21 protein-coding genes are annotated in these 21887 nt (G+C 37.4%); 10 read left to right on the top strand and 11 right to left on the bottom strand.

Features of this window, described 5'->3' with window-relative positions:
* The first annotated feature begins 398 nt into the window (after positions 1–398).
* Entirely contained in the window at positions 399–2006 is a 1608-nt protein-coding gene (locus E4O04_RS00755) for a bifunctional aspartate carbamoyltransferase catalytic subunit/aspartate carbamoyltransferase regulatory subunit (RefSeq protein ID WP_253709029.1), read from the top strand.
* Here E4O04_RS00755 and E4O04_RS00750 read toward each other — a convergent pair.
* Together E4O04_RS00750 and E4O04_RS00745 are read right to left on the bottom strand one after the other, a co-directional pair.
* Positions 2003–4408: an EAL domain-containing protein gene (locus E4O04_RS00750; protein ID WP_253686367.1), complete on the bottom strand. Its 2406-nt coding sequence runs from the start codon at positions 4406–4408 to the stop codon at positions 2003–2005. The two genes, E4O04_RS00755 and E4O04_RS00750, sit on opposite strands and share 4 nt — an antisense overlap.
* Before the next feature lie 199 nt (positions 4409–4607).
* Entirely contained in the window at positions 4608–4949 is a 342-nt protein-coding gene (locus E4O04_RS00745) for a helix-turn-helix domain-containing protein (protein ID WP_253686369.1), read from the bottom strand.
* A gap of 160 nt (positions 4950–5109) precedes the next feature.
* Between E4O04_RS00745 and E4O04_RS00740 the strand changes: the two genes are divergently transcribed.
* Genes E4O04_RS00740 through E4O04_RS00720 form a run of 5 tightly spaced genes read left to right on the top strand, consistent with a single transcriptional unit; the run spans position 5110 to position 10221 of the window.
* The gene (locus E4O04_RS00740) at positions 5110–6756 is read left to right on the top strand and encodes a hypothetical protein (RefSeq protein WP_253709027.1); all 1647 of its coding nucleotides are present in this window, start codon (positions 5110–5112) and stop codon (positions 6754–6756) included.
* Positions 6716–7852, top strand: coding sequence for a diguanylate cyclase DgcA (gene dgcA / locus E4O04_RS00735; RefSeq protein ID WP_371922258.1), 1137 nt, complete (start codon positions 6716–6718; stop codon positions 7850–7852). The genes E4O04_RS00740 and dgcA overlap by 41 nt, the downstream gene beginning before the upstream one ends.
* Positions 7853–7873: 21 nt before the next feature.
* Positions 7874–8503: a rhomboid family intramembrane serine protease gene (locus E4O04_RS00730; RefSeq protein ID WP_253709021.1), complete on the top strand. Its 630-nt coding sequence runs from the start codon at positions 7874–7876 to the stop codon at positions 8501–8503.
* A 20-nt stretch (positions 8504–8523) separates the two neighbouring features.
* Positions 8524–9204, top strand: a complete 681-nt coding sequence (locus E4O04_RS00725) for an LIM domain-containing protein (RefSeq protein WP_253709020.1) — start codon at positions 8524–8526, stop codon at positions 9202–9204.
* Between the two features lie 3 nt (positions 9205–9207).
* Positions 9208–10221: a tRNA-dihydrouridine synthase family protein gene (locus tag E4O04_RS00720; RefSeq protein ID WP_253709017.1), complete on the top strand. Its 1014-nt coding sequence runs from the start codon at positions 9208–9210 to the stop codon at positions 10219–10221.
* On the opposite strand, the gene E4O04_RS00715 is transcribed toward E4O04_RS00720, so the two are convergent.
* The gene (locus tag E4O04_RS00715) at positions 10218–11783 is read right to left on the bottom strand and encodes an LTA synthase family protein (protein WP_253709014.1); all 1566 of its coding nucleotides are present in this window, start codon (positions 11781–11783) and stop codon (positions 10218–10220) included. The genes E4O04_RS00720 and E4O04_RS00715 overlap by 4 nt on opposite strands.
* Positions 11784–11805: 22 nt before the next feature.
* Positions 11806–13005, bottom strand: a complete 1200-nt coding sequence (locus E4O04_RS00710) for a coenzyme F420-0:L-glutamate ligase (protein ID WP_253709011.1) — start codon at positions 13003–13005, stop codon at positions 11806–11808.
* 206 nt (positions 13006–13211) lie between these two features.
* On the opposite strand from E4O04_RS00710, the gene fliS reads away from it, so the two are divergent.
* Both fliS and E4O04_RS00700 read left to right on the top strand, forming a co-directional pair.
* A complete protein-coding gene (gene fliS, locus E4O04_RS00705; RefSeq protein WP_253709008.1) occupies positions 13212–13652 on the top strand; it encodes a flagellar export chaperone FliS in 441 nt (146 codons plus the stop codon).
* Between the two features lie 11 nt (positions 13653–13663).
* Entirely contained in the window at positions 13664–14137 is a 474-nt protein-coding gene (locus E4O04_RS00700; RefSeq protein WP_253686387.1) for a flagellar biosynthesis protein FlgN, read from the top strand.
* On the opposite strand, the gene E4O04_RS00695 is transcribed toward E4O04_RS00700, so the two are convergent.
* From E4O04_RS00695 to E4O04_RS00685, 3 genes are read right to left on the bottom strand one after another with little or no spacing between them, the layout of a single operon-like run.
* Complete coding sequence (locus E4O04_RS00695; protein WP_253686389.1) at positions 14134–15048, bottom strand: hypothetical protein; 915 nt, start codon at positions 15046–15048, stop codon at positions 14134–14136. The genes E4O04_RS00700 and E4O04_RS00695 overlap by 4 nt on opposite strands.
* A gap of 23 nt (positions 15049–15071) precedes the next feature.
* Complete coding sequence (locus tag E4O04_RS00690) at positions 15072–15941, bottom strand: nickel/cobalt transporter (RefSeq protein WP_253709005.1); 870 nt, start codon at positions 15939–15941, stop codon at positions 15072–15074.
* A gap of 7 nt (positions 15942–15948) precedes the next feature.
* Complete coding sequence (locus tag E4O04_RS00685) at positions 15949–16596, bottom strand: DUF1007 family protein (protein WP_253686393.1); 648 nt, start codon at positions 16594–16596, stop codon at positions 15949–15951.
* Positions 16597–16698: 102 nt separating this feature from the next.
* On the opposite strand from E4O04_RS00685, the gene E4O04_RS00680 reads away from it, so the two are divergent.
* The gene (locus E4O04_RS00680) at positions 16699–17115 is read left to right on the top strand and encodes a metal-dependent transcriptional regulator (protein ID WP_253686395.1); all 417 of its coding nucleotides are present in this window, start codon (positions 16699–16701) and stop codon (positions 17113–17115) included.
* A gap of 5 nt (positions 17116–17120) precedes the next feature.
* Here E4O04_RS00680 and E4O04_RS00675 read toward each other — a convergent pair whose 3' ends face one another.
* Genes E4O04_RS00675 through E4O04_RS00660 form a run of 4 tightly spaced genes read right to left on the bottom strand, consistent with a single transcriptional unit; the run spans position 17121 to position 20069 of the window.
* On the bottom strand, positions 17121–18035 hold the full coding sequence (locus E4O04_RS00675) for a PSP1 domain-containing protein (RefSeq protein ID WP_253686397.1): 915 nt from the start codon (positions 18033–18035) through the stop codon (positions 17121–17123).
* Positions 18036–18045: 10 nt separating this feature from the next.
* Positions 18046–18606: a YaaR family protein gene (locus tag E4O04_RS00670; RefSeq protein WP_253709003.1), complete on the bottom strand. Its 561-nt coding sequence runs from the start codon at positions 18604–18606 to the stop codon at positions 18046–18048.
* A gap of 9 nt (positions 18607–18615) precedes the next feature.
* Positions 18616–19035 carry a bactofilin family protein gene (locus E4O04_RS00665; RefSeq protein ID WP_253709000.1) on the bottom strand — a complete coding sequence of 140 codons (420 nt, stop codon included), beginning with the start codon at positions 19033–19035 and terminating at the stop codon, positions 18616–18618.
* A 2-nt stretch (positions 19036–19037) separates the two neighbouring features.
* The gene (locus tag E4O04_RS00660) at positions 19038–20069 is read right to left on the bottom strand and encodes a M23 family metallopeptidase (RefSeq protein WP_253686403.1); all 1032 of its coding nucleotides are present in this window, start codon (positions 20067–20069) and stop codon (positions 19038–19040) included.
* Positions 20070–20328: 259 nt separating this feature from the next.
* On the opposite strand from E4O04_RS00660, the gene E4O04_RS00655 reads away from it, so the two are divergent.
* Entirely contained in the window at positions 20329–21876 is a 1548-nt protein-coding gene (locus E4O04_RS00655) for a phenylalanine--tRNA ligase subunit alpha (protein ID WP_253708997.1), read from the top strand.
* Positions 21877–21887 lie beyond the last annotated feature (11 nt).

Below are 21887 nucleotides of genomic sequence, written 5' to 3'. Positions count from 1 at the left end.
TGCATAAAAATTAATCTTCGACGTGCAACAAGCACGCCTCCGGTTAATTTTTATTGGCTCCTAGTACTCACCTCGCCTATTTAAAAGCCGCGGGCAGTAGGGGTTGACTCTTTGTACTTGGCCTTTAATCCCTAAATAATGGACTCAGCCATGGACTGAATATTTCCGGTGACGCTCCAATAAATAACAGCAATTTTTGATCATTCTATTGACAGCTTTTTTATTTTTTGATAAAATCTTCATTAATGTGTGCGGTTGAGTCCGTATTTTCATGGAGGTGCAAGATGATTTATTCCTTAATTACTATAAGTTGCAAATTTTGCATCTCTCGTTTATTTTGAGAACATCGGTTTTTCCGATGTTTTTTTTTGCATTTTTGTTTTTAACAGGAGTTTAAAATGGAAAACAAATTTATGGGGCGTTCATTGACGGTTATCGATGATTTATCAATCGATGAAAGAAAATACCTTTTTGACAAAACAAGGCGGCTAAAAAAAGCCATTCAAGAAGATGATCAAAAGGTTATGGATGAATTTAGAATTAACGACAAAGACTTCGGTATTTATGAAGTTTTTTTGGAGCCAAGCACCCGCACAAAGGAATCATTTAGAAATGCAGCTAAATTTCATCAAGTAAAATTAAGCGATCTTGCAGTAGAATCTTCATCTTTTAACAAGGGAGAAAGTTATGCCGACACCTTTAATACCCTTGCCGGTTATCAAAACAGCATCTTCATTGTCCGAAGCAAGGTAGAAGGGGTATGCCGCTGGCTTGAGGATGAGGCTCAGGCCTTTTATCAGCGAAACAACTTAAAAAGAAAGCCTGCCTTTATAAATGCCGGAGACGGAAAGCATGAGCACCCTACTCAGGAGCTCCTCGACGAATTTACCTTTATCGAAGATAACGACTGGTCATTTGACAGTATTCACATAGCCTTAGTCGGCGACCTCTATCACGGACGTACGGTTCATTCAAAGGCCGACGGACTCAAAATTTTTAAGTCTGTAAAAGTTGACTTGATAGCTCCCTCTGAACTTGCTATGCCCGAGTACTACAAGGTAAGAATGAAGGAAAACGGATTTACTGTAAGGGAATTTTCGTCCATTGAGGAGTACCTTGAACAATCCGAGGTAGCTCTCATCTGGTATTTTACACGTCCCCAGCTTGAAAGAATGGGTGAGCAGGTTCTAAAGAAGCAAGACGAACTTCGCCGCTCCATTACTTTCCGAAAAGAATTTATCGAAAAACTTCCTGAAAAAACCCGCTTTTATCACCCCCTTCCAAGACACCGTGTCCATCCGACTATTCCCACCTTTTTAGATACAACACCTCTTAACGGTTGGGAAAGGCAGTCTATAAACGGAATGTATGTCAGAATGGTTCTTTTATCGATGATAGCAGGTAAAATAGGCAGCGACTATACCGGACCTGAATTTAAGCATTGCTCACCTTTTGAAGAAGAGGATTATATTGTAGAAGTGCCTGTCACCAATGCGGGCGAAAGTAAGGTAGAAACCTTTTCTGAGGGGGTTCGGCCTATACAAAACGGAATAGTTATTGACCATATTTGCCGCGGAGATAAGCCGTCCGTAATCAGGCATCACATGTCTAAGATAATAAACGTTATGGGGCTTGAAGAGGGCCGAGGCGGAGAGTGGGTATCCACATCTACAAAGGATAAGGGTACCTTTAAGGGTATAATTTTCCGTCCGGGAGAGTACAATTTTTCAAGGGCAGACTTGAAGCGGTTGTCGGCCGTAGCTTCAAGCTGTACCCTTAATCTTATAAAAGACGGAAAGATTCAAGCAAAATACCGTACACATTTGCCGCCCCGAATTTACAATTTTGAAGATCTTATTTGTAAAAACGAGGCCTGTGTTTCTCATCCTGCGCAATCCGAAGGCGTTCCTGCTATCTTTTACCGCACTATAGACAATAGATATGCCTGCCAATACTGCGGAACAATCCACACCTTCAAAGAAATATGGGGTGAAAAAAAGAGCTAAAACCTATATCCGTTCCTATCGGTTCGAGGTTTTATAGCCTCCCTGATAGGAATCGGCTTTTGGAAGGCATATCCCTGCCCGTAATCTACACCTATATCTTTTAAAATTGAAACTATCTGCTCATTTTCTGCATATTCACCTATTGTGTAAAGACCTAAATGGTAACACATATCCCTCATGGTCTTAACCATTGAAAAATCTATGTAGTCTTTATCTATGGACTTTATAAAGGACCCGTCAATTTTTACATAATCTATCGGGAGGGTCTTTAAATACGGGAAAGAAGAAAAACCTTTTCCAAAATCATCCAAAGAAAAAGAAAACCCTTGTTTTCTTAATTCGGTAACAAATTTTGAGGTTGCTTCCAAGTTTCTTACTGCACAGCTTTCCGTTATTTCAAAGCAGAAGTTATGAGCCGGAACGTTTAATGTCTTGCGGCTCTCAGCTATAAATTCTACAAGGTCATTTGAAAAAAATGAGTCTGCCGAAATATTGATTGAAAATATTACGCCCTCGTCCAAGTAACCATTACTTACCGCTTCTGCAAAAAAGGCAAAGGTATTTCTTATAACCCACTTATCTATTTCATATATGAGATTATATCTTTCAGCTATAGGGATAAAAACATCCGGCATAATAATATGATCATCATTGGTTTTAAGTCTTATTAAAATTTCATACTTAGGATGATGAAAAATATCATTTAGAGGAATAATTGCCTGTGCATATAAAACGAAATTGTCCTCTTTAAGAGCTTTTTGGATGGTATTTAACCAAAATGAAATATTTCCGCCGGAAAATCCTGTGAGCCCTGTAGACGATAATAGTTCGTAACAACCGCCCCCATTTCTAAAAGCTGTAGAGCAAGCGTCATATACATTTGATACTATCTCTTGGGCACTTTGAGGTATCTTAGGAATATTTACGATACCGACACTTATGGAAATAGTCAGTTTTTTTTCGTTCCAGGTAAAGTATTCACGATTTATTTTATCTATAAGGTCTTGTGTAAATTGACAGACTTCTTCTTGGTTTCCGAAGTAAAAGATTGCAAATTCGTCACCTATGACATGTATAAGAGAATTTTCTGGCATATTTAGAGATTTTATGTGATCTAAAACCATGGAATATATGTGCTGTATCAGTGCATTGCCGGCATAATACCCCCAAAGCTGATTTATGGTTTTAAATTTATCTATATCCAAATATAAAAGATATACTTCTTCATTTTCACTCATTTCGGTAATTATCTTATCTATCTTTTGAGTCATGGTAAGAGAGTTAAGACTAAAATTTGCTTCCCCCTGAAGATTCGATTTTGCATTTTTTACTACAGAGTTAAAACTCTTTGCAATTCTTGCAAGTTCATGATTTTGTCTATCCAAAAAATCGAATTTAATAAGCTCATTGTTTTTTGCCGCCTTTTCTAGCCGGTTCGTAATAGTTTCTATTGGTGATGCTACTTTTTTTGCAATTAAGAGAGATAGAATACTTACGAAGATAATAAAGATACATGCAAATAATATAGCTCTAAATTTTAGACCGTTTATGGGATAATAAAAATCAGATGCAGGTATTGTAAATCCAACCGTCCACCCGGCCGCCGCTGATTGCGCAAAGTAGAAGAATCTTTCGGCTCCGTCATAATCTTTTACTACGGGCAAGCTTTTGCTATAGCCCTTATCCATTTTTAGCTTGGCGATATGTTCTATAAAATCTATGCCGCCCTCAATATTATAAATCTCCGTAAAGCTATCAATATCTAATTGATATCTTTCATTGGGGTGAGATAATATTCGATAATCTTTTCCTATCAAAAAAGCGTAAGTCCCATCTTCGTTTTTAAATTTTTCTATAAGGGATAATAGCTCTTCTATCTTTATTTCACCTAAAAGTAATCCGTCCACTCCGTTTTTTGTGGTAAACTGTTTGATAATGGAAAAGGATATTGTATCCGGTTTTGCACTTATACTGTGATAAGGATTGGTAATTACGGTTTCTTCAGTGCTTTTTGCTTCAATATACCAAGGCCTCTTTCTTGGGTCATAGCTGTCGGGCGGTCTCCAACCCTGACCATTTGCAAAAACACCTGTTTCAAAAAAAACTGCATAATCGGTTTCAGGACTAAGCCTGTTTAAATTTACCAAAAATCCGGTGCATTCCTCATAATCCGTAATATCCATATAAACCAAAGTTTCTATAGTTTGCTCGATCTCGGTCATTTTTTCGACAAGCCATTCATCTATTTCCTTGGCAATCAGTTGAGCTTTTAATTGGTTTTTATTGTTTAGGTTTGTTGAAAAAATGTTTGCCGCATAAAAAAAGTTGAGGAATACAGAAATAATTATTAAAGCACTAAACACTAATGCGTTTGAGAGAACAATTTTCTGTTTTAATCTCATGCGTCCCTCCTTCAAATGGATGCTAAAATTTATGCACAAATCTATTTTATAAAAATTGACAGTAAGATAGACAACTTAAACAATCTTTCGTCATTATAATCGATTTAAAATAGATATGCCGTATTGTTCTTGTTCAAAATATAACTAAATTTCAAACTAAAAGTTACTTGTTTTTCTTTATTATCTTTACAAACTAAAATTATTGATATTTATCTAAAGGTTTATCTTTAAAGCAGCCGGATGTGTATTTTTTTAATAATTTATTCAAGTCTGTTATCAGTTCGGCATGTCGTCCTGCTATTATCGTTAAATCTTCTTGACTTATATCGTCTGTAAGAAATAGTTCGTAAGGAGTAGTATTTAGTGCATCCGTTATTTTTGATAAGGTTGCGGCAGACACCCATTTTTGCTTGTTTTCAATTGCATTGATAAATGCAATTGAAACATCAGCCCGCAGAGCCAACTCCATCTGGGACATTTCCAGTTTATGCCGAATCCTTTTTATATTTTTAGCTAAAACAGATGCATAATCATAACTCATAATTAATAATACCCCCAAAATTTGATGACAGCAAAGAGCCAATAGTGTAATAAAATATTCTATCAGTTGAAATCTAGCTTTTAACTAATGCAGAATTTGAATTTTATATAAGAATTCTATACTATCTTGAAAATAAGAGTAATTTTTGATAATATAGAAAGTGTTAATTTTATCTAATTTAATCCGGCATATAAAAGAATTCTTCTATTCTTTGTTTTACTCGAATGAAGAAGATATGAACTCCCAAAAGGCCCTGCGCAATATTATTCAGGAATTAAAGCGGTGTAAGTACCCAGTATATCGTAATGACAATACTATCTTGGCCGGCTTACCGATAATTATCTATGAGATTTATAGGATAAGCTTGACTTTTAAACATATTTTGCGTGAGACTATATGTTCTAATGACATTAGGCTTTCAACTTTTTTTTTAGATAAGCTGGTAGAGTCTTCATTTTCAGATCAACAAAAAATACTAAAGGAAAAGATATCCTTTAACAGCCGTATGGAAAAGATTTCGGATTTAATGAGGGAAGATTTTGACCAAAAAATTAAGGATCAGACAAACGAATTCGATGATCTTGTATTTTCCTTGACCGATCCTGCTTTTAAGACTGTAGATGTCAAAATAAATAAACTGTTTGCATTTTTTGATTTTTGCAGTTTTCAATTTAATACTTTTTTTGCTTATTTTGATCCCGGTTTTAGTACAATTATAAATACTGATTCTGTAAGAGAGCATTATAGTTTTGAAAATGTAGACGGAATGACTGTTCTTCAAGAGATTCTTGATTTGGATTATCTTATTCGGAATATATCTATAGATGAACAACTGGCGGATGGAATCTTGTTTCTTAATTCATGCCTCTCTTCAGATAAACAGACAGATGAAATTTATATAAAAAAGAATTTAAAAAATTTTTTCTCAAAGCTCGAAAATAGTTTGGGTAAGGATACGCTAAAAAATATTGCAAAATTGGTTAAAAAGGACCCTAAGTTTGAGGATAAAACAAAGTCGCCTCGTGCTTTCTCGGAAATAGAAGAGTACAAAACACGACTTGCAGCTAATTTTAATGCGGATACAAAAAAAATACTTAAACTAAGGCAGGATCTCCAAATGGAATCTCTTATCAGCGGTTTATTTGGAGATATTGAAATACTCAAGCTGGATGTTTATAACGAAGAGCTGAACGGCAAAATTCAAGCTTTAACCGGCCTTTCATTAGACTGGATAAGGCCCTTAGAGATTTTAAAAACATATGCAAAAAGTTTTTTTGAACCCTCGATAGAGCCTTTTTTGAGAGAGCTTTTAGTAGAGGGACTTTTTGAAGACAAAAAAATGAAGTCTGATTTTGCTGCAAATTATTATTACTGCTCGGCTGTTACAGACAAAATAGATGAACTGGAAAAAATGATGTATGGTAAGAATGAGTCCTCAATAGAGCTTATAAGGGGATATTTAACGCGTATGGAGGCCGGAGGAGATTTTGAAAAACCCTTATCAAAAATTATTGACGAGATTAACCTTCGTGCAAAGAAATTTTTGGAAGAATCGGGCAAGTACTATTTAGACCTTCTTAAATTTTGTAAGTTAATAATAAAGGATACGTATAGACCCGTACCTGAAAACGTACATAATATAACTGCAATGATAAATTCTACAAAAAACAAAGACAGATTTACGGTTTTTGCAAACGGGATAGAAAATTTTGAAAAAATGATTGAACTTTTAAAAAGATATGTTGTCATCGATATATCGGAGCTAAATGAAAAGGCAGGTAAAAATTATGAAAACTACTCCAAATGAAAAATTATTAAAAAAAGCATTAAATGCCGGCAAAACTAAAAAATATGCCGATAAAATTTTTCACCAAGAAAAAGAAATCTTTGATTTAAAGCAACTATTGCAGATTTCAAAGAGTTTAAACTCCGTTTTGCAATTTGACCGCCTTATTGAAGCAATATTATATATAGTTATGGCCCAGTTAAAAACCTTTGGAGCTGCAATTTTTACAAAAAAATCCTTTGATGATAACCTATTTGTATTAAACAGGGACCATTATGGTTTTGATATCTCCCGCGAGGTTCAATACTCTATAAATGTGGATCATCCGCTCATAAATTTTTTGGATAAATCCGATTCGGGGTGTACTCCCGATGAGATAGGTAAAAACATAAAAACAGACAAGATAGTAAAGGATTTATTCAGTCTAAGCCCTTCTTTTTTTGTACCCTTAAAAGCAAAAAATAGAATGATAGGCTTTTTACTTTTAGGCGAGAAAATGGAAAGTTCCCATGAATTTACGGACTATGAAAAAAACATTATAGAAAATATAGCTTCCTTGGCTGCCATAGCTATAAACAACTCCCAGCTTTTGGAAATGACTACAACCGATATAATGACGCACTTAAAATTAAAGCATTACTTTTTCACCTTGCTGATGGAGCGCTTGGATATTATAAATTCTTCAGGCGCAAAAAAAGAACCGCTTTCAATTTTAATGATTGATATAGACTTTTTTAAAAAGATAAATGACACCTATGGTCATGCTGCCGGTGATATTGTTTTGGAAGAGGTTGCAAGAGTTATAAAATCGTGTACGCGAAATGCCGATACTGCTGCAAGATACGGCGGTGAAGAATTTGTAGTAATGCTTAATAATACTCCGGTTAGTGCTGCTATGGCTATAGCCGAAAGAATAAGAAAGCTTGTAGAAGAGTCGGCTATTCTTTATGATGGTCAAAAAATCAATGTTACGATTTCTATAGGGGTATCGAGTTATAACTTTGATCTTGAGCCGGCAAAATCTATAGTGGACAGGGCAGATAAGGCCTTATACGAGTCCAAACAAAACGGACGGAATCGTGTAACATTATCTAAAAATAACTTGCCTAAAGATTGATAATTTTCGATATTTTATATTATGAAGTATTTACGAAAACCTTTTAAATATACATATAAGAATGCCGTACTTGCCATAACTCTTATCAATGCTGCCGTGTTTGTACTTACAAGTCTTTTTAGAAATTTGAGTGCATACTTAGGACTTGTGCCTATTCTTGTATTGTATGCTCAAACTTATTGGCAAATATTCACTTACCAATTTGTTCATGGGGACTTTTTTCATTTGGCATTTAATATGCTTGCCCTATTCTTTTTTGGTGTCCCGGTAGAAAGAAAAATCGGAACAAAGGAATTTATACTTTACTATCTTCTGATAGGAACGATTGATGGTGCTTTGAGTTTTTTGGTGTATGCGGCAACAGGCTTTTATAATATTACCCTTGTAGGTGCATCAGGAGCAATTTTCGGTGTTTTACTTTTATATGCCGTAATTTATCCTAACTCCGTGATCTATCTTTGGGCTGTGGTTCCTGTGCCGGCCCCTCTTTTGATTTTAGGCTATGCAGTAATTGAGCTCATCAGCATATTCTCTGTAGGTGACGGGATTGCGCACTTGACTCACTTTATAGGGCTCCTTGCCGGTTGGGCATACATAAGAATCCGCTTCGGCATAAAGCCTCTTAAAGTCTGGAATTCAACGGGAAGGTAAAATTGCCCGATAATTAGACTATGAGAAAGTTCATTGCTTTGCTTCTTTTTTTTATAAGTCTTTGTCTATATGCGGATACTTACTCCGGGGCTTCAGGAAGTGATGCCTTGATTGTAAGAGCTCCGGTCTGGGTATTTCTTGATGAAGCCCCTAAATTAAAAGATGATGAGAGCAAGGCAAAATTCACTCCTCCTAAGGATGCCTTGCTTGAGCTTTCAGCCTATATCCTGTCCGGCATGACCTACGGTTTAAAATTTTCTTATACACCCTTCGATAAAAAGCGTAATGTAGAAGAAGTCTTTGAGCTGGAGACTGTTTTTAAGCCAAGTACCGAAAATATAAAAATTACCGATGTAAGGGTTAAATATCCTTATTGTTATTCTTGGGCCGAATACGGCATCCCTGAATCCTATTCAGGGCATTTTAAGCTTTGGACAAAGAACGCTCATAAGACAATAAAGGGTAGAGGCAAGGGAGACCGCTTTGATGAGCTTGAAGGGGTGTATACCGCTTATACTGAGGCGATAAAAAATGCCGTCCGTCAATATGCTAGAACCTTTTTAAAAAATAAACCTAAGGAAATTCGAGGGGCTGTTTTGATAAAATCTTCTCCCCGTCTTTTTGTAGAATCGGGTTTTTTTAAGGCTGAACTTGAACTTTACATCCAAATAGATGAAATTATAAAATATACGGTTTTTTAATTTATGAATTTGATATCGGCACCCATGGCTGCAATAACTCACTCCGCTTTTAGAAGACTCATAGCCTGTTTTAAGGAGCCGGATGAGTATTTTTCTGAAATGATACATGCTCCATCTGCTATTTCAGGCGGAGGTTTTGAAAAATGGTATTTTAGGGCAAATCCGTCGCCCGAAAAGCTTGTTTGGCAGATTACGAGTCCTGAAGAGGATGCAGCCGATGCTTGTGTTCCTATTTTGCTTCAATACGGCGGCTTTGGCATTGACCTAAACATGGGCTGCTGTGCCCCGCAGATCGTTAACACCGGAGCCGGCTTTGCATGGATGAAAAAGCCGCTTTCTCAAACAGCCTCCTTAGTAAGCAAGGTAAAAAAGGCTGTCCTTCTCTGTGATGGGCAGAAATCAAGGCCGCAGACCGAGTCTATCCGCCTTAGTGTAAAACTGCGCCTAGGCGAAGAAGAAAACTATGATAAGCTTTTGTCCTTTTGTAAGATGCTTGTTTCGGAAGGAGTAGACCTGATAACCCTGCACCCCCGCACTCAAAAACAAAAATATTCAAGGCCGTGTAAACATGAGTACACAGCCCGTCTTGCCGCCGATTTAAGCGTTCCCGTTTACGGTAACGGAGATATAAATTCCCTTGAAATCTTAGAAAAAACCGGCTCAAAATATCCATGTTCGGGCTGGATGATAGGCCGGGCAGCCGTGCAAAAACCGTGGATTTTTTATGAGCTCTCAAAGGGGCATTTAAAAAACGGTGCAGCTGCCGGAAGAGAAGAAAAAATCGAAATCGACTTATTAAAAACAGCGGAGCTGTTTTTAAGTTTTTTACAGGAAGAACAACCCCAAGAGTTTTACCTTACAAGGGCTCAGCGCTTTTTTGCCTTCTTTTGCGATAATTTCAGCTTTGCCCACCATATAAAAAGCAAGATTCTAAATTGCAAGAACCTTGATGATATGCTCCTCAATTTAAGAGCCTATTTTGAGGAGGTTCCTCAAGACAGGCTGATAAGGGTTTAGTCTTTTTTCATCAACTTTTCTTCATAAAAGATTGAGCGTTTTTCGATTTCTGAATTGAGCTTCTTTAAGCCCTTTTCTTCCAACAGAGTTTTTTGGCCCGAAAAGAGGGAGCGGCCAAGGCCTAAACCCGAGGCATTGAATTCGATACCAATGCTTTCTACGATTGTGGGAAAAAGGTCAAAAGTTGTAAAGAGCCGATTTTTGTTTTTATCAGTTGTTTTTGCAGAATTTATAAAGGCGTTGTAGGGATGTCTATCTTGTAATTTTACGGTCGGCGGATATAGATCTCCTCCCATGTATAAGTGATCTCCTAAAATGACTATTGTAGTATTTTCATAAAAGGGCTGGGTCTTAGCCCATTCAACAAAGTCATAGGCTTTTTTTGATGCTCCGGCATAGACATTGTGTATTTTTTCAAAATAAATGTTAGGGCATTTTTCATCGGCATAGCCTCTGGGAGAATGTGTGTCGGCAGTAAAAAAGATATAGGCGAAAGGCCTATCTTCTTTTGAAAGCTCAGTGAGGTCCTCCCGTGCAAATCGGTAAAGTTTTTCGTCTTCAAAGCCCCACCATACATTGTAGCCTTTGGGTATTCTCCCTGCTTCAACAAAATAAGAATAATCTTGAATCTTAAAGTTTTTATGGCCGGTTAAAAAATTACCCAAGCAGCCGAATTCCTTGTCAGCCGCCATGCTGAAAACGAGCGTGTAGCCGTTATCGTATAAAAGATCTCCTAGACCGTAACCTCCTTCCATAAAATTATCAATTTTTATTGAGGCTGTATTTAAGGATGAAATTCTAAAAGAAGATGAATCAAAAGCAGGAAGATTTAAGATTAACGGAACGCCTAGGTTTAAGGAAGTAAGGGATGCTATTGAGTGAGATGTCCCCGTAACCTGTGTAAGCCCTCCCAAATTTTCGCTGTGGCTGAATGAAAGGTTTTGTTCGGCTATTTGCCGTAACTCAGGAATAAGATCATAGCGGGATAAGCCTCCGAATTCCTTTGATACGGCACTTATCTCCATCGATTCAAGGTAGAGTATTATGAGGTTTCGCTTTTTTTGAGGGAAAGTAAATTTTACTTTAGAAGGGTCTATATAGTTAATCTCATAAAGGTCTGTAGGAGGGCTTAGCTTATAATAAACATATTGAATATACCCGAATTTATATTGACTATATCCTAAAATAATACATAGATAAATCAATAAATAAAGGCGGGGTCTCCTTATTAAAATAGGGAAGATGCGGTAAGATCTTCCTTTCTTTGTTTTTAAAAGAAATTTTACTTCTTTTAAGATTAAAACAAGGTTTACCAAGGATAGAATTATCGGAATTACAAGGGCTTTTAGGTAAAAGCTTAGAAGAACCTCGCTGCTTGTGCCGTCAATGGGAGTGATAGCTGTAAAGATAAGCTGATCTATTTGAGCATGAGGGAAGATGCCTAAAAGCCAAATGATGAGCATTAGAAGAAAAGCATATAGAAGTACGAATAAGCTGCCTAAAAAAGCCTGTTTTTTCTTTTCTTTTTTATTTGTGAATACGATCTTTTCTCTTATAAACATAACACATCTTCAAAATAAAAGATTACCCGGTATATTTGTCGAAGTATCCTTGTATAAATATTATGGGTGTTCCCTTATCCCCGCTTCCCGATGTAAGGTCTGAAAGCGAACCGATTAGGTCTATAAGCCGCCTAGGTGTAGTTCCTTGAGATTCCATAGAGTCTATACGGGAAGAAGTTTCTTTTTGGTGCTTGTCGATATATTCGGCAATTTTTTGCTTTTGTTCTTCTTCACTCAGGTCTTTAAAATTGTTGTCGGCCAGATATTTTAGTTTTACCTCATTCGGTTTTCCGTCCAAGCCCTTTGTGTAGGCCGGTGAAACAACAGGATCGGCGAGTTCCCAAATTTTACCTATCGGGTCCTTAAAGGCTCCGTCCCCGTAAACCATAACCTCGATGGTTTTTCCCGTTTTTTCTTTTATTATGGACTGTATCTTATCTACAATGACTTGTGCATTATGAGGGAAGAGCTTTACTCTATCGTCTCCGGATTTATTGGAACCTAGGAGTCCGTAAGCCGAATTAAAGCCGCTTCCATTTACTGAGCTGCTTAAAATATCGTCAAGGCCCAAAACGGTTTTTGCCCCGGCTTTTTTTAAAAGTTTTTTTGTTCTATTTCGTGTATGAATATCGCATGCTAAAACTGCATCGGTATATTCGATTATTTTTTTTGGATCATTGGATAGAATTACAAAGGATTCGGGGTTGTGCTTTTTGATTATCGATTCATAATATTCTACATAATCCATTCCTGTAAATTTATGTTTGTGGTCGCCGAATTTGCTTCTAAATTCTTCCCGAGTGAAGGAATTTGTCCACGGATTTACGTCGGAATCTTCAAAAACATCGGGGTCTATCAGGTGGTTGCCAACCTCATCACCGGGATAGCTTAGCATGATAATGAGCTTGTTTTTTGAGCGGGCTATGCCTTCCAAACAAACCGAAAAACGGTTTCGGCTTAAAATCGGAAAGATTAAGCCTATGCATGAGTCTCCGAATTTAGCCTTTATATCGGAAGCTATATCGTCAGCTGTTGCATAGTTTCCTTGTGCTCTAGCAACTACGGACTCCGTAACGGAAAGAATATCCCTGTCATTTATCTTAAAGCCTTCAGCTTTTGCGGCATTTAAAAGAGTTTCTGCAGCAATTGATGCGATATCATCGCCTTCCCTGACTATCGGAGCAATCAGCCCCCTCGATGTAGTTCCTACAAATTTCTTCATTTTGAACCTCAGAAAGATATTATAGGGTCTTTTTTTTTGTTTGTCAATAAGTTTTAAGTAAACCGTTTTTATGTAACTTTTTGGATTTTTATACATTATTATCAATTTTAAGGTAATAGGCAAATTGAAATAAAGTCTTTTTCTAAAGACCTTATTTTAAATACCGATAAACTTAGGAGACACCTATTTTTATTTTTGGAGGGGGTATGAGTTATAATAGTCAGGCTGCAGCAGCCTATAAAGAAACAAGTGTTAAAACGGCAAGTCCGGGATCTCTTATTCTTATGCTTTATACTGAGGGGATAAAAGAAATAAATTTGGCAATTTCTAAAATGCGTGTGCCTAAAATTCCCGCAAAGGATATCGAATCCATCAATAACCACATAATTAAGGCTCAGGAGATTATAACTGAGCTTATGGCAGCCTTAGATATGGATATAGGAGGAGAAATAGCTGCAAATCTTCTTTCAATTTATTCATATTTTAACCAGCAGCTTTTGACTGCAAATTTAAAAAAAGACTATAAACCCTTGTTGGATGTCAGCTCTATGATGCAGGAATTATATGACGTATGGAAACAAATTCTTGTATCCCAGCCTGTACCTCAAAGGGCTGAGGTTTCTGTAGGTGTAAACATAGCCGGGTAAAGGGGATTCTTATGAAACAAGCATTAAGCCGTCAAGAAATCGATCAGAGGGTAGCTGTTCTCAAGAGGTTTAAGGCCCTTTTACAAGAACAAAGAAAAAAATTCAGTGACTATCTTGTTGTACTTGAAACACAGGAACGCAGTATTCATGAAGACAATATAGATGCTCTTGTTCATCACACAGAATTGGAACAGTCGATAATCGGTGATATTTTTACAATTCAAAAGGTGATAGATCCGATAGAAGAAATGTACCGCTTCGGTATGCCCGATAAGGACGATACCGAAGTTGTAAGGCTCAAATCAGACCTTAATAAGCTTCAATCCCAAGTCTTGGACCAAAACAAAAAAAACAGAGAGCTTCTGCAGTCCAGAATGGCTGATTTACGTCAAGAAATGATATCCCTAAAGCCGGACTACCGATACTCCTCACAAATTCTCTCAAAGAAAGAAACTTCTGCAAGTCTGGTAGATATCAGCATTTAATTCTTATTTTTTAAGTATTCAATATCTTCTTTTATGGTTTTTGCTCTAAAAGAGTCCGGAGCTTTTTTTAAGGCTTGCTCAAGATATTCCAGTATCTTTTTTATTGGAGCATTCGGCAGGCGGGAATAAAATGAAGCTATATTACACAGGGTAAGCTGCTCTTCTTCCGGGCTTAAAAGACCTGTTTCCAGGGTCTTCTTTAATTCTGCTATTATTTCATTATATTTTTGCTGTTTAAACAAGGGTTCAATATTTAAGTTCATTCTTGCAAGTATAAAAGAGCCTAATAAGCCGCTTTCATTTGAAGGATCGCTCGCTATCCCCTCATCAAAAAGATTCCTATATTTTTCGGAATCGACAAGATAAATTTTGTCAAAAAATGCGTTTATCGCCTTTATTTTTTCGGGGCCTGCTGAGTCATTGATGTTTTTTCGTAAATTTTCTACTGTCACTCCCTTTTCTTTTAGTTTATTTAGATGGGTTAAAAACGAAGAGGGAGTATTAATTTGCTCAGGAATCGAATCCGAATGATAAACATCTCCGTGTTCATTCATCAAGCAAAGATAGGGTACTTGAGTAATATTATAATCCGAAAAAAGTACATAATTTTTCTCCAATTGGACCGAATCAACCGAACTGTCCTCTTTTACTATATCTATATTATAAAAAATAAAATCCTTATTTATCTTTGAAAATAAGCTGCCCGTAAAAACGTTTTCCAATAAGTTTTTACTTTGAGGATCCGTATCGGAGGCGCTAAAAAACATGAGGCCTTGTTTCTTTGATAGGGCTAGATCTTTTTCTATAGTGGATCCGTCCGTTTTCCAATCCTTTTGTACGCTTGAGCAGCTTCCAATAAGTATCGCAAAAAAGACAAAGAGGTAAATTCTCATGAGGTTTATAAATTTCATATTAACTCCATTAAAAGCAAATTTTATTTTAACATTCTAAACAAACTTAGAATAAAAGGCAAGGCCGTTTTTACCGAAATATAGAGTAAAAAGCCGTAAGCTCCTATTTGAAGGATAGAACCTATCAGACCTACAAGCCTTTCCTTATCCTTTAGCTTGTAAAAAAGACTTGTTCTTCCGCCCCATGCTAAGTATCCCGATGCTATTATCGGAATGCTCATGCCTAAGGACATGGCTATCGCTGCAAAGATGCCTAAGGCCAAGATGTCTAGGCTTACGGCTAAAACCAAGACAAGCATGGCAGCGGGACAGGGATAAATACCGCTGATTAAAATTGCTCCGAGTTTAAGTTTTTTATGGTTTGAATCTTTTTGTGTATTTATATCCTTTACCGCATCTATTATTCCGTAAAGGGATAAAATTATTAAGATCAAAAAGGAGATTCCCTCCATATATATCATCGTATCATTTGAGCGTGAGAGGATGGCTCCCGAAAGGCCCTTAAAAATCATCATGAGGACTATGGCGGCTCCTCCGTGCATTCCTGCCAGAGCAAGTCCGGTAAAAAGAGGCTCTAAGCTTGTAGATTCTTTTGTAAGGTAAAAAGAGAAAATAATGGTTTTACGGTGTCCCGGGCCTGCCGCATGTACCAAACCGTATAAAAATGAAATGGCCAGTATGGACAGTAAAACATCAAAATCTTTATTTTCTTTCCAAGAGCTTATATAGTCTCCCAACTTTTGGTTTAATATACGCTGTCCTTTTAAAATGTTTTCTGGAGGCTGTCCTTGATATACGGGAACGGGAGAATTCTTTTTTCCCGTAAATGGATTTGCAAATAAGAGGCTCATATTAATAATAAAAAGAATACTAAAAATGTGTCTTTTTTTCATAAGCATTTTAAAACCTGATTCTTACTTCTTTTGGATAATAGGTATTAAGGCCGGGTGCCCACTTATAATATATTCTGTTATCGTCCATAGCGCCCAGAGGGTTATAATATACAGGATAGTTTTTATTTTCGATAATGGAGTATGAGGGGGCTATTAGACTTTTGTCATATATGAATTTTACGGCCGTATTTTCAGGATAGCTTATATCGCAAAAAAAAGTATAATCGTAGCAGGCTAAAAATATTTCCTGTCCCTTAAATTTGCTCAGGTCTATAAAAAACCGGTAGCTTAAAATTCCCTTATTTTGCCAAACGGAAAAAGAGGCCTTTTCAATGTGTTCAGGAGTGCTGCGTTTTTGTCCTTGTCTTATGAAGGTAAAATAATAAAAATTTTCCGAATAACTGAAGGCATTTTCATATACATCGGCTGTTTCCTTTGCATCGAATGCTCCGTCTCCGTTTAAGTCATAACCGCTTATTATATCGGCACTAAAAAATCTATCAAAGGTCCATGTAACATAGGCTCCTTTTAAGGTCTTTCCTGCAAAGACAATCTCGAGGGAGCTTGTAAACCACATATGCGGGTGAGAAAAGGATTGAAAATTTATAAAAATTAAAAAAATAAATAAAAGTATATTTTTTTTTGATCTTAACATATTTCTATTTTGCCGCCCAAACATAAAGTTAGAACAAATATTCTTCCGATATGATACAAAAAAGTTCTTGTTTTGTCAAAGGAAATAGTGTATAATATGAGCATGAATAAAAGAACACATGTAGCAGGAACTATTACTTCCTCAAAAGAAGATTATCTTGAGCGGATTTACGACTTATCTTTGGTTGATGAACAGGTAAGATCAATTGATGTTGCCCGTGCATTGAATGTTTCACGAGCGAGCGTTAATAAATCTCTTGGGGGACTAAAAGATGACGGATATATAGAGCAAGAGCCTTACGGTACAATTACCTTAACAAAAAAAGGAAGGGCCATTGCAAAGGATGTCCGTACAAGACACAATGCTCTTAGGACATTTTTAACACAAGTTCTTAAAGTAGATTATGAAATTGCAGATATCGATGCCTGTGAAATGGAACATGCAATAAGCAAGCATACTGCAGATAAGCTTTATGCTTATTTAAAAAAATTGGGTATAACCGAAAAAGAAGCAGATTAACCGCTTTATCTTACCTGCCACTTTCCGCCGATATTGACTATCCGTTTTGACGGCAGGGAAAGTATACGCCCGTCTTCTCCCAATAAGGAAACCATTTGGGTAAGAAGGTTTACCTCGGTAATCTTAAAGGTGGTGCCGTCATACGGGAATCTAGCTCCCTCAGGCGGCATTGCCTTTCGGGCTTCTGCATACCAATCATATTCGTAAGAGAGGCAGCATAAAAGCCTTCCGCACTGACCGGATATTTTTGATGAATTGAGGGACAGGTTTTGTTCCTTGGCCATTTTTATTGAAACAGGTTTAAGCTTATCCGTTACATTATGACAGCAATAGGGGCGTCCGCAGCAGCCGAGGCCGCCTATAATTCTGGATTCATCTCGAACTCCTATTTGCCTTAGTTCAACGCGTACCTTAAAAACTGAAACGAGATCTTTAACCAGCTTTCTAAAATCGATGCGGGTGTCGGCACTAAAAAAGAATAAGACCTTAGGTTCATCAAATAAAAAGTGGCAGCCGATAAATTTCATTTCCAGATTATTTAGGGCAACCTTTTCTTTAAAGATTTTGGCGGCTTCTTTTTCTTTTTTACTGTTTTCTTCTAAAATAATCTCTTCTTCAGCGTTGATTTTTCGAATAATTTTTACAACCTCATCCTGGTTGGCATTTATGGGAGCCTTGACGGGGCCTCCAAACCGTGCAACATCATTACCATACCGGGTAGGAACAAGGACAAAGTCCCCTGCACTAAATTCTTGATGTTCGGAGGCTGTTGCATAGAAACTCTCCTTCGAATAATCCAGATTAAGCTCATACAGGGGTTGAGGAAAGTCGTTAGGATTTGAGCTCATTTTTACAGGCCTTTGGTCCTTATCTTCAAGAGATTCAATATCTTCTGTATTTTCGTTAATATCATAATCCATTAGTACCCCGCTATGTAGTCAAGTTGACCAAAAGACCTTTTATTTCATCAAGTCTATCCAAAATTTGCAGCTTTTCAAGTTGATTAAATAAAAGTTCCTGTGTTAGTTTATTTATTTTTTCATCAATAACCTTTACAATTACATAATTACGCTGTTTTAACGGATTTAGGCCGCCTGAAGTTACTGCCTTAACATTGAGCGAATTTTGAACTGCAAAGTTTACAAAGCTTTTGACAGCTTTTTTATATTTATTAATTGTTTCGGTATTTACGTTTTCAGCCAGGTTAGCCCCGCTGGAATAAACCTCGTCCTGCAAAACGGCCAAAATATCTTCTACTGCCTTTTTTCTTTCTTCAGGATTAAGGCCTTCCAGCTTTTTTTCATAATATAATTCTTCCGAATCCTCAATAGTGTTATCCAAAATTGTATCTAAAAAAGTTTTAGGCTTTTTTAGCTTGGAATCTTCCGTTTTACGTGTTTGATTTTTTTGAATGTGAGAATCTTTGGCGATTAGAGGTGCGGCCGTATTAAGAGCGGAAACGTAGTTGCTTGTATCCACAGAGTTTCCCATAGGTTTACCTCACCTTGAATGAACAAGGGCTGAGGCTGCAAGCCCCTGCCTGTTTTTGTATTCTTTTTCCGCCTTTTCAAATTCGGCTTGATTATCTACGGCAAAGCAGTAGCCATGTAAAAATACATCATCATCCAATCGTATTTTTTTTGTCAGAACCGAACCTAAAACAAGGCCTGTCGACAAGACGACCACGCTTTCCGGAGCTATAACATCGCCTTGAACCATTCCGCCTATGGTTATCGATTTGGCATGTATATTTCCTCGGACTCTTGCGTTCTCTGCAATTATAACCCTTCCGGGAGTTTTTATATCTCCGTTTATATCTCCGTCTATACGTAAAAATCCGGGCACACTTAAACTTCCGTTTACAAAGCTTCCCTGGCCTATGATTGTATTTATGGAAATATCGTCAATAAAATCAGCCATGACTATTTTTTTCTTCCGGTATTTTTTATGTTCAGATATTTCATAGGATCTACAACGTCTGAACCTATGTGAACCTCATAGTGCAAGTGGGGGCCTGTAGATATACCTGTGTTGCCTACATAGCCTATAACCTGACCCTTTTGTACATGCTGTCCGCGTGTAACTCTAAACGAGCTTAGGTGAGCATATCTTGTAAAAAAACCATGCTTATGTTTGATGATAATGTAGTTTCCCCAGCCCGGATCGGTTTCTACCGTAATAACCTGTCCGTCAGCTGTAGCCATAATGGGGTCGCCGGAGCGTCCCGTCGCAAGGTCTATACCGGTATGAATGTACCATTGACCGGTAAAAGGATGACGGTTTTGACCGAAGGCCATCGTGATATGTCCGATACCGCCCTTAATCGGCCAAAGACTGGGAATATCCGAAAAGAGGGCTGTTTGAGTGTCCATGAGTTTTGCCATTTCCTGTACGGGCTGAATGGTATCTTGTAAATAGGCTGAAAGTTTTTTAAGCTCGCTTACTTCTCTTGCCGTTCCTTGGGCCTGCTCTTGTACATTAAACAGGAGAGAAAGGTCGCTTGAATCGTCATTTTCTGCGCCTGTTTCCATGATAGACTGTAAACCCAATGAGGTTAATGTAGAAGAAAGCGTAGATTGAAAATTCTTTGCATTTTTTAAAAGGTCATTTGTTTCATTTTTTAGAACATTAAGACTGGCTTGAGTCTTGCGTGTTTCTTCTTTTAGGTTGGCAAGTTTTCTGGCTGAAGCTATGGATTCGGCTGTAAACCAAAAAAATGAAGCCAAGATGCCTACAAGAAGTATTGTTACAAAAACAAGTGAAAAAATACTTGCCTGAAAATTTACAATCCTTTTTTGAGAATGCGGAACAACCATGATGGTCAGCTTTTTGCGTCCGCCATTGATGAATTTCATTATACCCTTAGATACGTTTGCACACAAAGCCTTAAAAAGCTCATTAAAATACCGTACTAAGTTATTTTCTGCTCGTTTATATGTTCGTGTTCTTGACACTTTAAACCCCTTAAACTGTTTTTGACTATACCATAATTAAATAATAAAAAGCATAAATTCAAATTTCAAAAATTATAGATACCGTCTTTCTTTTATCGGCTTTTTAGCCCAAATTATTTAGCACACAACCGACACAGTATTATATAATAAGTAAAGTTTTTTGTAAAGTCCTTAAAAATTATATAATCAGAATTGTGTACAAAGACTTAAAAATATGATATAATCTCCTATCTTTTTAGACGAATTTCGGAGTAAATTTATGGATATCAAAAGTATTATCAAAAATCTTCATCCTCTTGAGATTAAGGTTTTAAAAAATTTTAAAATAGGCGACTATCTTGATAATAAAAAACTTGAGCTTAAACTTTCATATAAAGAAGGCCATGCAAATCAGGTTTTCTCATGGCTCAAAATGAAGGGGCTTATAAAAGAAACCGACCGCAAAAAACACATATTTTTTGAACTGACAAATATTGGAACAGATTTTGCCGAACGCGGCACTCCGGAACAAAGAATTTTACAGCTTTTAAAAGAAAAAGGCGACCTGAAGCTGCCTGAAATTGCCGAAGCTCTTAATTTGGAAAATAAGGATGTAGGTTCGGCCTTCGGTATTCTTTCAAAAGAAGGCGCCGTTAAGATGAATGAAGAAAAAAAGGCTTCCTTTGTGCAAGAACCTCAATCAAAGCGCTTTAAGATAACCGTCGAATTGCTGAAAAAGGGACTTAAAACCGAAGGTCATATCATAGCCGAGGAAGATCTTGATGATGAAGAGCGCGAAATTATCAACTCAATCGCAAAAAAACGCGGAGCCGCTGACAGTCCTTATAAAATTGTAGAGCGCGACTCTGTTGTGTACGGCTTTACGGAAGATGTTCCTTCTCTCCAAAAAGAGCTTGAAGCCGAGGGGATAACGGGCGATGAAACAGGCCGGCTTACAGCCGAGAGTTTAAAAACCGGAAGCTGGAAAAATCAAACTTTTAGAAGCTACAATATCAATCTTCCTCCTGCGAGAATAGTTGCAGGAAGAACAAATCCTTACTGCGATTTTTTGGAAGGTGTAAAGGATAAGCTCGTAGGTTTGGGCTTTGAAGAATTTGACGGACCTCTCGTAGAAACGGATTTTTGGAACTCGGATGCTCTTTTTATGCCCCAATTCCATGCAGCCCGAGATATTCACGATGTTTACTATATAAAAAATCCGACTCATGCAAAAAGTATTGAAGAACCCTTTTTATCCCGCGTTGCCGAGGCCCATGAAACAGGCGGAAACACGGGCAGCCGGGGCTGGAATTATTCCTTTGACAGAAATTTTACAAGGAGGCTTTTGCTTAGAAGCCAGGGCACCGTTCTTTCAGCCCATCAGCTTGCAAAGGCAAAAATTCCCGGTAAATATTTCGGCATAGCCCGATGTTTCCGTTATGATAAGGTAGATGCTACCCACTTATCCGACTTTTACCAAACCGAGGGCATAGTTTTAGGCAATGAGGTCAATTTAAAGACCTTGTTGGGAATACTCAAAATGTTTGCCGTCGAAATCGCCGGGGCTACCGAGGTAAAATACGTAGGCGGCTACTTCCCCTTTACAGAACCTTCTATTGAAGTGCATATAAAGCACCCCGTTTTGGGCTGGTTTGAGCTTGGCGGCTCAGGAATTCTCCGCCCGGAAGTATCGAGAACTATGGGGGTCGATGTTCCGGTCTTGGCATGGGGAATAGGTATAGACCGAATGGCCCTGATGGCCCTAGGTTTAAATGACCTAAGAGAACTGTTCAGCTCGGACATTGAAGGAGTCAGACTGAGAAAGTAAGACTTTATAAG

Origin of the sequence: Treponema sp. OMZ 799 (assembly GCF_024181365.1) — a bacterium.
Taxonomy (GTDB): domain Bacteria; phylum Spirochaetota; class Spirochaetia; order Treponematales; family Treponemataceae; genus Treponema_B.
The sequence above is the reverse complement of the archived record's forward strand: the minus strand, read 5'-3'. Positions and strand labels throughout refer to the sequence as shown.